The following is a 15506-nucleotide window of genomic DNA, read 5'->3' on the forward strand; positions in this document are numbered from 1 at the left end:
CAATGATGAGGCCGACGCACTGGCAATGAACGGCGACTTCGGCGTTGCGGGTTCGATGCCGCATCCGCGCGCTCACTTCCCTGAAGCGTCGCGCCGATCGGCCTCGATGCGTATGGTCGCCGTCATTCCGGGTTCGAGCAGCAAATCGGGATTGGGCGCGTCGATTACTATATTGAAGGCTGCGTCGTTTTCCGGCCGCTCCGACGCTTGCCGGATGCTGCTCACCACCCCGGAGAAACCGTGGCCGGGAAGGGTTGCGACCTTGAATGCGGCCTTGTCCCCGACTTTGATTGCGCCGGCATTTTTCCCGCTGACGCTGACCGTCACTCGCAAATTTTCCAGATCGGTCGCGACGCCGAAAAGCGGCGCTTCGACGCTCTTTGCAACCGACTGTCCCACCTCAATGTTTCGGTCGACCACAATTCCCGCGGATGGCGCAAGCACATCGGTGTAGGCGAGCGCCGCCTCGGCGGCGGCGAGCGCAGCCTGGCGCTTGGCGAGAGCGGCCTCCGCCTCGCTCACGCGAGCCTGCGCTCGCGTAACCGTTCTGCGCGCGGCGTCAAGCGCCTTGCGTGAAATGGCTCGACGTTGCGAAAGCGCGGTTTTCCGTTCGAGGTCCGCTTGCGCGGATGCGAAGCCGGCCCTGCTCTGAACGAGTTCCGCGTCCGCCGCCGCCAGCGCGGTTTTCTCCCGGTCGATTGCGGTCTCGAAAGGACGCGGATCGAGCTTCGCGCAGAGCTGACCCTTCGCCACTTTCGTCCCGCGATCACAGTGGACCGCCTGGACGACGCCCGCGGCTTGCGCGAGGACCGGCGTGACAGCGGCTGGGCTGACGACCCCTTGTGCCGTCACGACGGCGCCGCCGCCAAAAACGGAGAAAAGCAGCCAGCCGCCGGCGATAGCAAAGAGCGCAAGCGCGCCAAGAGCCCCCTGCGGGGCCCAGCTGCCTTTGGAGACCCGTTGCGCCGGGCGCCGGTCTGCCCGGCTCCTATATCGACGCACGGCTTTTTCCAATTCGGCGACCGCGAAGAGCGTGACGCCGGCCGCGATGATGTTCGTCCAGGAGTCTAGACCCAGGGCGGTTGTTCCAAAAAGCGCCTGCATCCAAGGCGCATAAGTAAACAGAGCTTGAAAAACAACGATCAGACTGACAGCGACCAGCACGGAACGGCTTCCAAAGATTCCGTCCAACGACAGGGACGACGCGGTCAGGCGCCGCACGCTGAAGATGTAGCCGATGCCGCAGGCGACGAGAGTGTTGACCGCCACGGTTCGCGCGGTCTCGACGCTGGCGCCCCGAGCCGTCGCCCACTCATAGAGGCCGAAGGTCGCAACGAGCGCCACGAAGGACACGAACGCGATCCGCCACATGAAATAGCGGGACACGATCGGCTCCTTGGGCGGGCGCGGCGGACGATCCATGATGTCCGGGTCGGCGGCCAGGAAGGCCAGCGCGAGGCCGAGGGTCACGCCATCGACGAGATTGACCCAAAGTATCTGGATCGGCGTGATCGGCAGCGCCTCCCCCATGACAACCGCCGCGACGATCGTCATCGCCTGACTGCCGCTGATGGGCAGCATATACATAATGGTCTTTTTCAGATTGTCGTACACCGCGCGGCCCTCGCGCACCGCTTGCACGATGGAGGCGAAATTGTCGTCGGCCAGCACCATCTCGGCCGCTTCCTTGGCGGCCTCCGTTCCCTTCACGCCCATGGCGATGCCGATGTCGGCGCGTTTCAACGCCGGCGCGTCATTGACGCCGTCTCCCGTCATGGCGACGATATGCCCCTGACTTTGCAAGGACTTGACAAGCCGTAGCTTGTGCTCGGGACTGGTGCGGGCGAACACGGTTGCGTCGCGAACCGTGGCGTCCAGTTCTTCCTGGGACAGTTTGTCGAGATCCCGGCCGGTCAGCGCCCTCTCGGGGTTCGGAAGCCCCAGTTCGCGCGCGATCGCCGCCGCCGTCGCAACATGATCGCCGGTGATCATCTTCACGCCGATGCCGGCGTCGACACATTCCCGGATGGCGGCGACGGCTTCCGCGCGGGGCGGATCGATGAGGCCGAACAGGCCGAGAAAGGTGAGATCGCGCTCCACGTCTCCAAACGCCAGCTCGCAATGGCCGGCGGGCGCCTGCTTCGCGGCCACGCCCAGCACGCGCTGGCCTTTCGCGGCTATGTCTCCGATGTGGCGCAGCCAGAAATCGGCGTCGAGCGGACGTTGCGCGCCGCCCGGCTCGCGCTGCCAGAAACACATTTCGAGAAGCCGCTCGGGAGCGCCTTTTACGAATATGAAACCGTTCCCGGAATGGTCGTGATGCAGCGTCGCCATGAAGCGGTGCTGAGCCTCGAAGGGTATTTCGTCGGTTCGCGGCCGTTCTTTCAGCTCCCGGGGAACATCGAGGCCCGCCTTGAGCGCCCCCGCCAGCAAGGCCCCTTCGGTTGGATCGCCATCGACGCCCCACACGCCGTCCCTCTCGTTTAGAACCGCATCGTTGCACATGGCCGCGGCGCGCAGCGCTTCGACGAGGTTCGCTCTTTCTTCGACCGAAACGGTCTTTCCGTTCTCGGTGAAGTCGCCGTGAGGATCGTAACCGACGCCGGACGTCTCGAAGACCGAGTCCGCGGTGACGACGGTGCGCACGGTAAGCTCATTGCGCGTCAGCGTGCCCGTCTTGTCCGAACAAATCGTCGTCACCGCCCCCAGCGTCTCGACGGCGGGCAGACGCCGGATAATGGCGTTGCGTTGCGCCATCCGCTGGACGCCGATGGCGAGCGTGACCGTGATGACGGTTGGTAATCCTTCGGGAATCGCGGCGACGGCCACCCCGACCGCCGCCATGTACATGTCGGAGACCGGAAAGTTCCAAATCCACGCGCCAATAGCGAACACCGCGGAGGAGACGGCAAGAATAATGACCGAGAGCCACCGCCCGAATTTGCCCATCTGTTGAAGCAGCGGCGTCGTCAACTCCTCGACTTCGGACAGCATGGCGCTGATCCGGCCGATCTCCGTCTTCATGCCGGTCGCGACGACGACGCCCGTGCCCTGGCCGTAGGTCACGACGGTGCCGGAATAGGCCATCGAGGCGCGGTCGCCGAGCAACGCTTCAGGTGAGACCGGCGTCTCCTGCTTATCGACCGGCGCCGATTCGCCGGTCAGGGCGGCTTCCTGTATTTGCAACGTCTTTACGCGAATGAGGCGCAAATCGGCGGGAACCTTGTCACCCGATTGGAGAAACACAATATCGCCGGGAACAAGCGTTTCGGCTTCGACGACGAACCGGCGCTCGCCGCGTATAACAGTTGCGTGAAGGGATAGCATATTCCTAACGGCGTCCAACGCTTGTTCGGCCTTACCCTCCTGAATGAATCCAATGATTGCGTTGATGACCACCGCGGCGAGGATCACGCCCGCATCCACCCAATCCTTCAGGAATGCCGTGCCGGCGCTCGCCGCGAGCAGCACATAGATGAGAACGTTGTGGAACTGCAGCACGAATCGGACGAGCGCGCTGCGCCGCTTCGCCATCGGCAGGCGATTGGGGCCAAATTGAGCGAGACGCCGCGCGGCTTCATCGTCGCTCAATCCAGCACCGGACGACCCGAAATGTTGAAGAGCGGCGTTCGCGGTCAGAGCTGACCAATTTTCAGAAGGATCGATCGGCTTGTGCATCTGTTGAACACCTTAATTCGCAGAAGCGAAGTGGGGAGGAGCGACGGCAGTCTCTTTCGTGCGTTACGGGGGGTGAACAAGATAAACTTAACTCTAGAGCGCCTGGGAGGCGGAGTGTCCAGCCCTCGCCGGGGTTTCTCGATGAGCGGTCTTGAGTGCGTCCTCCCGGCAATTTCAAGAACGAGGCGATCGGGGCGCCTCTCTTCGAACAAGCCTACTCGGGGAAAGGCGCCCCCGTCGCCGGCCCATTTTATTTTGTCACGCCGCTTGTTCGGCCTTGCGTCTTTGAGCATAAGTCGACGCCCACAACATGACGCCGACGAGAACGAGCCCGCCGAAGGCGACCAGCATAAACAGGGCCGACTGCTGAACGAAGGCCATGGCGGGAACGCACAGCGCAAGCGCCACGCCCACAAGGCTAATTTGCCAGGCCTTCGCATGAACGCCCGCTAGAAAGGTGGCGAGCGCGAGAATGGTCATCAAATTGAGTCCCGTGGCGTTATTGTTCACCACGTCGCGCACCAAGTCGAGATGTACGAACCACATGGCGAGAAGAACCGCAAACCAGTGCAGAATCTGTGTCCAGACGAGCTCGACGCGCTTTTCTCGGCTGTCGGCGTGGCGCCAACCGACGTAAATACAGATGCCGCAATAGAAGGGTGTTAACCCATCTTATTCAGCGAGGCGGTAATTTTGGGCTGGCGGATGTGGCGTAAGGCGTTGATTTAGCGTATGGATTAGTTGCTTACGCTGATCCCTCACGCCATCGCATCACAGCCACACCCGCCATGATTGAAGATAGCCTTCTGCCGTTTTCGTTTCCAGCCGTTGGCCGCAAGAAGATCACCGCCGCATTCGACGGCGGACGCATTACCTCGGACGCCGGCGTGATGTTGCTGGGGCAAGCCGAGCGCCGGCTGGGACTGGCGGACAAACTCGCCGCCGTCATCGCCGATCCGCGCAATCCATTGCTGATCACCCATTCGCTGGACAGCATCTTTCGCGCGCGCATTCTCGCCATTGCCTGCGGCTATGAGGACGCGGACGACCTCGATCATCTGCGCAAGGATCCAGCGTTCAAGCTTGCCTGCGGGCGGTTGCCCGATACGGGACACGATCTGTGCTCACAGCCGACCATGTCGCGTTGGGAGAACGCGCCGACCTTGCGCGAAATCGTGAAGCTGAGCGGCGTCCTCATCGATCTTTATTGCGCCAGTTACGCCGCGCCGCCACAAGCTGTCACGCTCGATATCGACGATACTTGCGATGTCGCGCATGGTCATCAACAGCTGTCGCTGTTCAACGCGCATCATGATGAGCGTTGCTTTCTTCCGATCCATGTTTACGACACCGCGACCGGACGCCCCGTGGCGATCATTCTGCGGCCAGGCAAGACACCGTCCGGCGAGGAAGTGCGCGGCCATTTGCGCCGAATCGTCCGCCGCATCCGCGCACATTGGCCGACGACCAAGATCACCATCCGGGGCGACGGCCATTATGGCCGCCGCGAGGTGATTGATTGGTGCGAGGACAACGGCGTCGAATACGTCTTCGGGCTGTCGGGCAACAGGATTCTCGCCGTCGCCGTCGATGTCGAGGCCGACGATATCCGCACGCGTCGTGCGTTGAAACAGATGCTCGTCCTGCGCGGCTATGCGCAAACCAGCTACGGCGCCAAATCCTGGCGACGCGAGCGTCGCGTCTGCGCCCGCATCGAAGCGACGGAACTGGGGCTGGATATCCGCTACGTCGTCACCAACATCACGACGGGCTCAGCCGAACATATCTACGACACGCTCTATTGCGCGCGCGGCCAGATGGAAAATCTAATCAAATTGCACAAGAGCCAGCTGGCGTCGGATCGCACATCCTGTCGGTCGCCGCTCGCCAATCAGATACGCCTCATTCTGCACACCGCCGCCTATTGGCTGATGCTCGAATTGCGTGACGCCATCCCCAAAAACCATCCCCTCGCCGTCGCTGAATTTGTAACCTTGCGCGAAAAACTTCTGAAGATAGGCGCGCGCATCGTCGAGACCGCAAGCCGCATCAAACTTGCGCTCGCCACCGCCTGTCCTCAGGCAGGGTTATTCCGACATCTGGCCGACGCCTTGCAGCCAGCGGGACCGTGAACGACGGGGCAGAGACAGTGTCCGCACGCCCCAGATCACCCATCCATCCAACTCCAGCGCGTTCGAGATGTGCAGATCGACCCAGCGGAAATAACGCAACGCGGAATTGCGTCCGCAATCATGTCGCGAAGAAAATCAGAAATGCGTGTCGGCAGGGCGAATAAGACGGGTTAAAATCTCCCAATACAGCGGCGCCGGCTGTCCCGTGAAAGTGATAAAGCCGATGCCGAACACCGCCATGGACAACATCACGATGTAAGAGGCTGACTGAAAATGTAGTTGAGTGATTTCAGGAGGTTGTGATTCCTTCGGATTTGCGAGATTCGAGGGAAGCACGATGGCCTGGACTGAAATCACTCGGCGCAAGTATCGCCGCGACGGATTGCGTTACGCAAGTCATTTGACGGATGCGGAATGGGCGTTGATCGAGCCATTGCTTCCGCCGGCGTCTCCGCTGGGCCGGCCTCGCGAAACGAACCTGCGATCGGTCATGAATGCGCTCCTGTATATGGCTTCGACGGGCTGCCAGTGGCGGCAATTGCCGAAGGAGTTTCCGCCCTATTCGACCGTGCAGAGTTATTTCTACGCATGGTCGCGCGGCGGCGTGTTCGCGACCATCAATCACGCTTTGGTCATGGCGGCGCGCGAACAGGCGGGCCGCGAGGCGAGCCCGACGGCCGGCGTCATCGACTCTCAGAGCGTGAAGACCACGGAAAGCGGCGGACCGCGCGGCTTCGACGCCGGCAAGAAGATCAAGGGCCGCAAGCGTCACATCGTCACCGACACGCAAGGAAACCTCGTTGGCCTCGTCGTGCATGAAGCCGACGTTCAGGATCGCGACGGAGCACCGCGCGTGCTCGCTTCGATCCGTTCGCTTTATCCTTGGTTGCGTCATGTCTTCGCCGACGGCGGCTATGCGGGCGACAAGCTGCGCGCCGCGCTGAAAGGCAAAGGCTCGTGGACGTTGGAGATCATCAAACGTTCGGACACCGCCAATGGCTTCGAGCTTCTCCCACGACGTTGGGTTGTGAACCGCCATACAATATTGCCAACATTTACGCCTTCGAGTGGTCGTCATCCATCGCGCGGGCATTTGGGCGTGCGCGTCCCTGTCGGTTAGCGCCAGAGGAGTCAGCCAGAGCGAGTCGATTTGTCGCAGACGAATCCGAACCAAACGGGAGTTTGATGCGCGTTCGGCGGCGTGTCGCCACGCCGGAAGCCGATGGAGGCGCGCATGGTCCGGCGCACGGATCGTCCTCGGTTAAAAGTGCGCGTATCGTTCGAGACGACGAGGTTCAGCCAAGAACATCTGATCGAGGTTTACGCTCGTCTCGCGCCGACCTCGCGCCGCAGCTTGCGTTTGACGCGGGAGGACGCGCCACCATCGAAGACTCCGAAGACGGCGATGGGATCCGGGGGTAGGCCATGATCGCAGGACGGACCGCAATTTACGCGCGTGTTTCCAGCGAAGCTCAGGCGCGTGAGAACACCATCGCCAGTCAATTGGCCTCATTGCGCGAGCGTGTCGCAGCCGATAGCCTTATGCTCGAACCAGATGATTGTTATGTTGACGAAGGCTTCAGCGGCTCTATCCTTATACGCCCGGCGCTCGAGCGACTTCGTGATGCGGCCGCTGGCGGCCAGGTCGAGCGCTTGTATGTCCATGCCCCTGATCGCCTGGCTCGGCGCTACGCCCATCAAGCGCTGCTCATCGACGAGCTTCGGCGCGCCGGCGTGGACATTGTGTTTTTGAACCGGCCGATCGGGGATACGCCGGAGGATGATCTCTTGCTCCAGGTTCAGGGCGTGATTGCCGAATATGAACGCGCCAAGATTTTGGAGCGCGGTCGTCGCGGTCGTCGCCACGCTGCGCGCTCCGGTTCTGTCAGCGCACTTACTGGGGCGCCTTTTGGATATCGCTACGTCAACCGCAGCGACGGCGGCGGCGTAGCACGCTTCGAAGTGGTCGAGGAAGAAGCGCGTATCGTTCGGTTCATTTTCGCGTGGATCGGCCTCGATCGCCTGAGCCTGCGCGAAGTTTGTCGGCGCTTGCAGAAAATGGGTTGTCAGACCCGACGGGGATCAACGCATTGGTACGCATCGACCATTCGCGGCATGCTGGACAATCCTGCCTACATTGGGCGCGCGGCCTTCGGGCGTTTCCACTATTTGCCGCCGCGGCCTCAGCTGCGACCTCTGCGAGGCCGCACAAAGCCCTCGCCCCACCCGGTCTCTCGCGTTGCCGCGCCTACTGAAGAGTGGATTGATATCCCTGTCGCGCCAATCGTCGACAAGGCAACTTTTGAGGCGGCTCACGCCCAGCTTTGCGAAAACAAGAAGCGTAAGCGCGATCGCGAAAGCGGCTACGTCTGGCTGCTGCAAGGTCTGACGGTTTGTCGACATTGCGGTTACGCCTATTACGGAAAAATCGCTCCGCGCACGCGCGGCTACGACAGGACGAACGTCTTGCGCTATTACCGTTGCACTGGAGCCGACGGCTATAGGTTTGAAGGCAACGCCTTATGCTGCAATCTGCCCATGCGCGCCGATCTACTGGAGCAAGTCGTTTGGGATCGAGTCAAAACTGTCTTGCAGGAACCGGAGCGCGTCGCCGATGAATATCGACGCCGACTCGCCCAAGCTGCTGACGGCGCCGCCGAGCAAGAACAGGTCGCCCGCTTGGATAAGCAGATGACTGCCTTGCGGCGCGGCATAAACCGCCTGATCGACAGCTACGCCGAGGGGTTTGTCGACAAATGCGAATTTGAGCCAAGGATTACGGGTATGAAGCAGCGCTTGTCGCAGCTCGAGGAGCGCCATGAAGCGGCTGCCCGAGCCGCGGAAAGTGAGCGAGATCTCTGCCTCGTCATCAGTCGCTTGGAGGACTTTGCCGCGAAGGTGTCTGACGGGCTCGACAAGCTCGACCGTGCCGGGCAGCGCGACATTATCCGCGCCCTCGTCAAGCGCATTGAAGTGGGCAGCGATGGAATCGAGATCATATTCCGAGTACCACCGCCAAATGCGCCGGTCAGGCCAACCGCACCCGCCAAAACCCGACCCGCTTGGCAACAATGTACAGCGGTTCGTCGAACGGACCTTCGCCTGGCTCGGACGGTGTCGGCGCCTCGCCAAGGACTTCGAGGCGACAATCGCCAGCGCCGTCGCCTGGGTGTTCGTCGCGCATATCCGAACGCTCACCCGACGAATCGCAAGGAGTTGAAACGAAATGAAAACATTTCGAGTCCGACTCTAAGGCATATCCAGTTTGACGACGTCGACGACCAATACCGTCGGCGGCTGCGTGGCGATTTCTTCCAGCCCGTGTTCGAGCGTCGTCATAAGGCCGTTTTCGTCTTCCTTCGTGACGGCGGCCTCGTTTTGTTGTTCGATGGGGTTCTGAACGTTCGTCATTACATTGCCCCCCGCTCGGTCTGCGCAGATAACGGCGTTTAGCCCATCGTGTCGAAGTCTTACGCCGCCGACGGCGTGTGGCGGCGTAACTCCCATCACGCTCGCTCGATGAAGCGTCCGCGTGCCGGTTGTGATGCGTCCAAAATAATGTGAGGGTTACGCGACCGCAATCTGCGCGCAAACGCTCGCCAAGCGCGTCAATGCGACGCATGACATTAGATTGCGTCAATGGCACAGGAGACTGAGCGCGTCGCGCATAGCGGCAATTGCGGAAGCGGCGCGACTCGGACTCCCGCTCTTCAAGGAAGGCCCTTGTTGCGCTGCGTCAAGACGGCGCACTGAAATGCCGCCTCGACTTCTGGAAATGAGATCGCCCGAGTCTTAGCTTGAGAAAGCGCCCGGTAGGGGCGGATCAAAATGGACGGCCTGAGCGCCCGCTTACGCCCAGGGGGTTCCGTTAGAGGAGGAAACGAATATGCTGACACGAAGACTAATGGTCGCCCTTGTGGCTTCCTCGGTGGGGTTGGCCGTCGCGCCGCGCATGGCGCTCGCTCAGGCCAGCCATTTGGAGCAGGCGATCGCCGAGACAAAGGAAGCGATCCACGAAGGGAAGCGAGACGAGCCGGCGTCGCTGGTCGAGCACGCCGTCAATGCGCTCGATCACGCCAATGCGGCCCAGAAGGAAAAGCCCAGCGAGCATATCAAGACCGGGGTCACGCATCTCAAGAAAGCCATCAAGACCGCGAAACACACGCATTCGAGCCGCCGCGTAGCGAGGGCGGTCAAACACGCCGAGACGGCTTTGACCCATTTTGAAGCGGCGAAATAATATAGGATGGGTGAACGAAGGGACGCCGGCTTACTTTCTTTCTTCGCCAAGTGGGCTGTCAGGTCAGGCGGCGCGCGGCGCGAAGTCAGGGGGCCCGCGTCTTTCGTCCATTCGACCGCGCGGCAGCGTCCTGAGGGAATGGGTTAGGCGCTTTCGAAGACTTATGCGCCGCTAAACCGGATGCAAGAAGCGGGTATATGCGCGTTCAAGCGTCAAAACGGGGCGGCTTCGTCCTGGATCTGTGATCCGAGGATGACATAAGGCGGCTAACACAGCTACCGCTTTCGTTGGCCGGGCCATTGCATCGCCAACGCGGCGTCGGCGTCCGCTTCCTGACGGGTGCGAGGGCAAGAATGAGCATGTCGCAACACGGCGAGGACGCGGAAAAGCCTCCGGGCCGGAATTGGCGTTTCAATATCGGTTATTTGCTTTTCGCGCTGATCGGCGTCCTGCTTCTTCATCGAATGTGGGACATCCACCAACAAACGCAAGTCATTCCCTATAGCGAATTCGCGAACCTCTTGCGCGAAGACAAGATCGCCGAGGTTTTTGTGGGCGATCAGGCGGTCCGCGCCACCCTGAAAGAGCCGATGCCGGACGGACAAAAGCAAGTGCTCGCGGTGCGCGTCGAGCCCAACTTCGCGCAGGAGCTGGAGGCCGCGCACGTCAAATATACCGGGCTCGTTGAGCAAACGTGGATCACCACGCTGCTCTCCTGGATCGTGCCGGTCGCGATCTTCTTTTTCTTCTGGAGTCTGCTCGCGCGCCGTATGCAGCAGGGCCTCGGTTCGATGATGTCGGTCGGCCAGAGCAAGGCCAAGGTTTTTGTCGAGACAGACATAAAAATCAGCTTCGCTGACGTCGCGGGCGTCGACGAAGCCAAGGAAGAATTGCAAGAGATTGTCGCCTTTTTGAAAGATCCGGCGACTCATGGCCGCCTTGGCGCGCGCCTTCCGAAAGGCATTCTCCTCGTCGGACCACCGGGAACCGGCAAGACTCTTCTGGCGCGCGCCGTCGCAGGCGAGGCTGGCGTGCCGTTCTTTTCGATCACCGGCTCTGAATTCGTAGAGATGTTTGTCGGCGTTGGCGCGGCGCGCGTGCGCGACCTCTTCGCCCAAGCCCGAGCCAATACGCCTTGCATCATTTTCATCGACGAACTCGACGCGTTGGGGCGCGCGCGGGGCATTTCGGGCTTAAGCGGCGGGCACGACGAAAAGGAGCAGACCCTTAACCAGCTCTTGAGCGAACTCGACGGCTTCGACCCGACCATCGGCGTCGTTCTGCTCGCCGCAACCAATCGTCCCGAAGTGCTCGATCCGGCGCTGCTGCGCGCCGGGAGGTTCGATCGGCAAGTTTCGGTCGATCGCCCCGACAAGAATGGGCGCGTCGCGATCCTTCTCGTGCACCTAAAGAAAATCAAGCTCGACGCCGACGTCGACACCTCCCAGATCGCGGCGCTGACGCCGGGCTTCACGGGCGCCGATCTCGCCAATCTGGTCAATGAAGCGGCGGTGCTGGCGACGCGCCGTCATGCGCAGGCCGTGTCGCTCGACGATTTTACCGCAGCGGTCGAGCAGGTCATCGCCGGCCCCGAAAAACGCAAGCGGCTGATCAATCCGCGCGAACGTCGGATCGTCGCTCATCATGAGATGGGCCATGCGATCGTCGCCATGGCGTTGCCAGACACCGACCCGATCAAGAAAGTTTCGATTATTCCGAGAGGCATGGGCGCGCTCGGCTATACGATGCAAATGCCGACCGAAGACCGCTATCTGATGACCCGCACGGAACTCTTAAGCCGCATGACCGTGCTGCTCGGCGGACGCGCTGCGGAGATGGTTATTTTTAGTGAGGCGACGACGGGCGCCGCCGATGATCTCCAGCGTGCGACGGAAATGGCGCGCGCCATGGTCACGCGATACGGCATGGAACCGGAAATCGGGCAGGCTTCCTTCGCGTCGGAGCGCCCACGTTATCTCGATATTCCGGGCCTCGGTCCCACGCAGTCCGAAGCCAGCGACGAAACTAATGCGAAAATCGACGCGGCCATCCGCAAGCTCGTCGATGAGGCCTTTGAACGCGCGATCTCCATATTGCAGGCCTGCGCTGCGGTTCATCGGGAGTCGGCGCAGCAACTGCTCGAAAAGGAAACCTTCAGCGAGGATGATCTCGCTCCGATACGAGTCGCGGTGCGGGAGCGCGCCGGCAATTCGGTAGCGGCGACGCCGGGCGCCGCTGCGCGCATTGTTGTGGGCGCCCAGCAGCCCGACTCCTAAACTCAGGCGGCCATGGCCGACATTGTCACCCTCACCATCAACCCCTCGATCGACACATCGACTGCGGTTGATCGAATGGCGCCCATTCACAAGCTCCGTTGCGCTCCGCCACATCGCGATCCCGGCGGCGGCGGAGTTAACGTAGCTCGAGTCGCCGTCCGATTCGGCGCCGACGTCAAAGCGCTTTGCGCCGCCGGGGGCGTAATGGGCGAACTGCTGCGCCGTCTCATCCACCGCGAGGGAATTCCGAACCTCGTGATCCAAGTGTCCGAGGAGACTCGTGAAAGCTTCACGGTATTCGAGGAGGCGACCGGACACGAATACCGTTTCGTGCTTCCAGGCCCGGAGTTGCGCGAGGAAGAGTGGCGTCAATTCCTCGGCGCGCTCGCCGGCCTCGAAGATGATCCGCGTTTCATTGTCGCCAGCGGCAGTCTGTCGCCTGGGACTCCCTCGGGTTTCTATGGGCATGTTGCTCGCATCGCCAAGCAACGTGGCGCCAAGGTCGTTCTCGACGCCTCTGGGCCGCCCTTGGCGGCCGCTCTGGAAGAAGGCGTTTATCTCAACAAGCCTAATCTTCGTGAGTTGAGCGAGCTCATGGACGTTTCGCTCGAGGGCGAAGATGCCTGGGTCGACGCCTGCCGCCAACTTACGACAACAGGGCGTGCGGAGTTTGTTGCCCTCACCCTCGGAGATCGAGGCGCGCTTCTGGTCGCGCGCGACCATGCGTGGCGCGCGCCCGCTTTGCCGATCAAGCCGGTCAGCACTGTAGGGGTCATCGCAGAATCTTCCCAAAATCGTACGCTAAGGGCGGTTGGGGCGCTGACCAGTAGCAGTTCACACGATTTGGACTGCCAGTTGCTCGCCTAGAATGCTGGTTTTCGAATTCTCGGCCAAACTGCTGCGCCACCATTTGGGTGCGCAACAGGGGGCCAGCAATGAAAAGGCATGAAATTCTTTCCCCGCAATCCCGTGTTGCCCTATTCGACCCGCCAACAGATCCGGCGGCTATCGTCCGGCACTACACGCTCTCACCTGACGATTTAACATTAATCCGCCAACGACGGCGTGATGCTAATCGATTGGGATTCGCCGTGCATCTTGCGTATTTGAAATTTCCCGGCAGGGTTCTCGGCAGCGAGGAAACTCCCGCCACCGACATGGTTGCCTTTTTGGCCCATCAGCTCGGAATCGTGTCCGATGCGTACGGTGAATACGCCCAGCGTGAGGAAACTCGTCGCGAGCATATTGGTGAAATACAGTCGCATTTGCGCGTTCGTCCTTTCAGCCGCAATGATTATCGGTCTGTCGCGAGGATTGCGACGACCGAGGCGATTGGCACGGATCGTGGCGACGTCATCGTTTCCGCCATGATTGAAGGTCTTCGAACTCGCGGCGTTTTATTGCCCGCGCCCACAATTTTGGAACGCATCGGGCTGGCGGCTCGCGCGCGCGCCCGAAAGCAGGCCCACAAGAATCTCGTCGAGGGATTGGAACAGCGGACGATCACTGAACTGGAGGCGTTGATCGCGGTCAGCGATGGCAGAGATCGCACGCCTCTCGCGTGGCTTCGTGATTGGCCGGAAGCGCCGACGCAGAAGAACTTGATGGGTGTCGTCGAGCGTTTGCAATTCGTCCGAAGACTGGGCGTTGGGCCAGATCGCGAGCAACGGATTCATCGCGCACGCTACAGAGCGATCGCTCGGGAAACGTCCATTCTCAGCGCCCAGCATCTTTCACGATTCGATAGGCCCCGCCGACTAGCACTACTTTGGCAGTTTAGGCTCGACGGGTTTGGCGAGCAGCCGATCACAATGCGGACATCGCTTTGGGGGAGGTCGCGCGAAGATGTCGAGAATGGCCTGCCGGATGGCTGGCATGCTCGGTTGTGGCGGCGGTCCCCCGATTCTTTTTTTTCCGCCCCGCGGCTTTAAGGCGGCGGGATTGGAGGAAGGCGTAGGCGATCATCGTCATCAATGCGTGTCGATGCAAACCGGTCCAGGACCGACCTTCGAAGTGATCGAGGCCGAGTTCCTCCTTGAGCTGCTGATGCGCCTGCTCACAGATCCATCTGGCTTTGATCGAGGCGGCGAGCTTCTTCAGGCTCGTATCGGCTGGCAAGTTCGACACATAGTATTTTTGCTCGCCCGTCGACCGGCGTTCGCCGACGAGCCAGACCTCGTCGCCCGGCATGCACTGCATACGATTGTCGCGCATGCGGTGCTTGTGGCCATCCGCTACGCGAATACGTCGAGCCGCGAAGAGACATGTTAGCCGGCCTTTGGTTCCCCGCCGCCAACTGACCTTTTGCCATTTCTCGCCGGCCAACGCCGCTTCAGCGGAAACTGGCGGTTGATCGGGGATGTGGTATTTGCGGGGCTTCCCTGCTTTTGCGACAGGGAACGCCAGAGCGACATCTGCCGGGTAGACGTTCTGGCGTCGCGACAGTCCCACTGCCCATAGTAGACCACGCGCGCTCAGAGCCTGACGGAAGGGCCCGCTGGAGCCGTAACCTGAATCTGCAAGGACGCAGCCGAAACGCACGCCCGAGGCGATGACGCGGTCGATCTCCTCGATCGCGATCTCCGGCTTGCTCAGCGCGCCCCGCCTGTCCTCTGGGACGCGCGCCCGCGTCATGCGCTCGGGATCATTTGTCCAGCTTTCGGGCAGGAAGAGCCGCAGGCTCACCATCACAGGAACCTCGCGCGACGCCAGGGTGAGCGAGACCAGCGACTGACAATTGGCGGTCTTTCCCAGCGACGATGCATATTGCGGCGCGACGCCGACCGAATACGCGCCCTTTTTCGGCAGGGCCGTATCGTCGACGATCAGCCACGCGTCGGCGCCGCCGACCATCCTGTCGGCTTCGACGAGCAGCGCCTTCTCCAGCGGCGCGGCGTCCCACACGCCGCTGGCGATGAAGTGATGAAGCTGATCGTATCCAACGTCGCCGTCGCGCGCCGCCATGGGCTGCATGCTCTTGCGATCACCCGCGCCTATCAGCCCTGCAACATACACTGGGCACATCCGCGCCCGCGCCTTGTGTCGCAAAGCGCCAAGGAAAGGCGCCAGCCACCGCTCGAGATCTGACTTCCAAGTCTCGTCCATGGTCGGCCCTCCAAAACGCCGACCACCCATGAATCACGCAATGCGCGTCGCGGGAATCCCAAAAAAGCCTGACCT

General features: G+C 61.4%; 6 protein-coding genes and 5 pseudogenes. 8 read left to right on the forward strand and 3 right to left on the reverse strand.

Going from position 1 to position 15506, the window contains the following annotated elements; all coding sequences use genetic code 11:
- Positions 1 to 72: 72 nt before the first annotated feature.
- Together EHO51_RS19240 and EHO51_RS19245 are read right to left on the reverse strand one after the other, a co-directional pair.
- Positions 73 to 3591, reverse strand: a complete 3519-nt coding sequence (locus tag EHO51_RS19240) for an HAD-IC family P-type ATPase (protein ID WP_245434982.1) — start codon at positions 3589 to 3591, stop codon at positions 73 to 75.
- A gap of 345 nt (positions 3592 to 3936) precedes the next feature.
- Positions 3937 to 4224 carry a hypothetical protein gene (locus EHO51_RS19245; RefSeq protein WP_124740449.1) on the reverse strand — a complete coding sequence of 96 codons (288 nt, stop codon included), beginning with the start codon at positions 4222 to 4224 and terminating at the stop codon, positions 3937 to 3939.
- 242 nt (positions 4225 to 4466) lie between these two features.
- On the opposite strand from EHO51_RS19245, the gene EHO51_RS19250 reads away from it, so the two are divergent.
- The 8 genes and pseudogenes from EHO51_RS19250 to EHO51_RS21055 all read left to right on the forward strand — a co-directional run.
- Positions 4467 to 5810, forward strand: a complete 1344-nt coding sequence (locus EHO51_RS19250) for an IS1380 family transposase (RefSeq protein WP_124740450.1) — start codon at positions 4467 to 4469, stop codon at positions 5808 to 5810.
- Positions 5811 to 6147: 337 nt separating this feature from the next.
- Positions 6148 to 6846 (forward strand): annotated as a pseudogene (locus EHO51_RS19260) (IS5 family transposase); the annotation flags it as partial.
- A gap of 389 nt (positions 6847 to 7235) precedes the next feature.
- Positions 7236 to 8333, forward strand: a pseudogene (locus EHO51_RS19265) (recombinase family protein); the annotation flags it as partial.
- Positions 8334 to 8895: 562 nt separating this feature from the next.
- Positions 8896 to 9030, forward strand: a pseudogene (locus tag EHO51_RS19270) (IS5/IS1182 family transposase); the annotation flags it as partial.
- Positions 9031 to 9696: 666 nt separating this feature from the next.
- The gene (smbP, locus tag EHO51_RS19275) at positions 9697 to 10050 is read left to right on the forward strand and encodes a small metal-binding protein SmbP (RefSeq protein WP_245434984.1); all 354 of its coding nucleotides are present in this window, start codon (positions 9697 to 9699) and stop codon (positions 10048 to 10050) included.
- A 359-nt stretch (positions 10051 to 10409) separates the two neighbouring features.
- The gene (gene ftsH / locus EHO51_RS19280) at positions 10410 to 12326 is read left to right on the forward strand and encodes an ATP-dependent zinc metalloprotease FtsH (protein ID WP_124740488.1); all 1917 of its coding nucleotides are present in this window, start codon (positions 10410 to 10412) and stop codon (positions 12324 to 12326) included.
- 75 nt (positions 12327 to 12401) lie between these two features.
- The gene (locus tag EHO51_RS19285; protein WP_245435078.1) at positions 12402 to 13193 is read left to right on the forward strand and encodes a 1-phosphofructokinase family hexose kinase; all 792 of its coding nucleotides are present in this window, start codon (positions 12402 to 12404) and stop codon (positions 13191 to 13193) included.
- A 68-nt stretch (positions 13194 to 13261) separates the two neighbouring features.
- Positions 13262 to 13699, forward strand: a pseudogene (locus tag EHO51_RS21055) (DUF4158 domain-containing protein); the annotation flags it as partial.
- A gap of 433 nt (positions 13700 to 14132) precedes the next feature.
- On the opposite strand, the pseudogene EHO51_RS19295 reads toward EHO51_RS21055, so the two are convergent.
- Positions 14133 to 15468 (reverse strand): annotated as a pseudogene (locus tag EHO51_RS19295) (IS701 family transposase).
- Between the last annotated feature and the right edge of the window lie 38 nt (positions 15469 to 15506).

Source organism: Methylocystis rosea (genome assembly GCF_003855495.1).
Lineage (GTDB): Bacteria > Pseudomonadota > Alphaproteobacteria > Rhizobiales > Beijerinckiaceae > Methylocystis > Methylocystis rosea_A.

What these genes read in the sequence shown, in the direction of transcription:
- EHO51_RS19245 (WP_124740449.1), bottom strand. Translation starts at nt 4,224, where the DNA reads ATGTGGTTCGTACATCTCGACTTGGTGCGCGACGTGGTGAACAATAAC.
- EHO51_RS19250 (WP_124740450.1), top strand. Translation starts at nt 4,467, where the DNA reads ATGATTGAAGATAGCCTTCTGCCGTTTTCGTTTCCAGCCGTTGGCCGC.
- smbP (WP_245434984.1), top strand. Translation starts at nt 9,697, where the DNA reads ATGCTGACACGAAGACTAATGGTCGCCCTTGTGGCTTCCTCGGTGGGG.
- ftsH (WP_124740488.1), top strand. Translation starts at nt 10,410, where the DNA reads ATGTCGCAACACGGCGAGGACGCGGAAAAGCCTCCGGGCCGGAATTGG.
- EHO51_RS19285 (WP_245435078.1), top strand. Translation starts at nt 12,402, where the DNA reads ATGGCGCCCATTCACAAGCTCCGTTGCGCTCCGCCACATCGCGATCCC.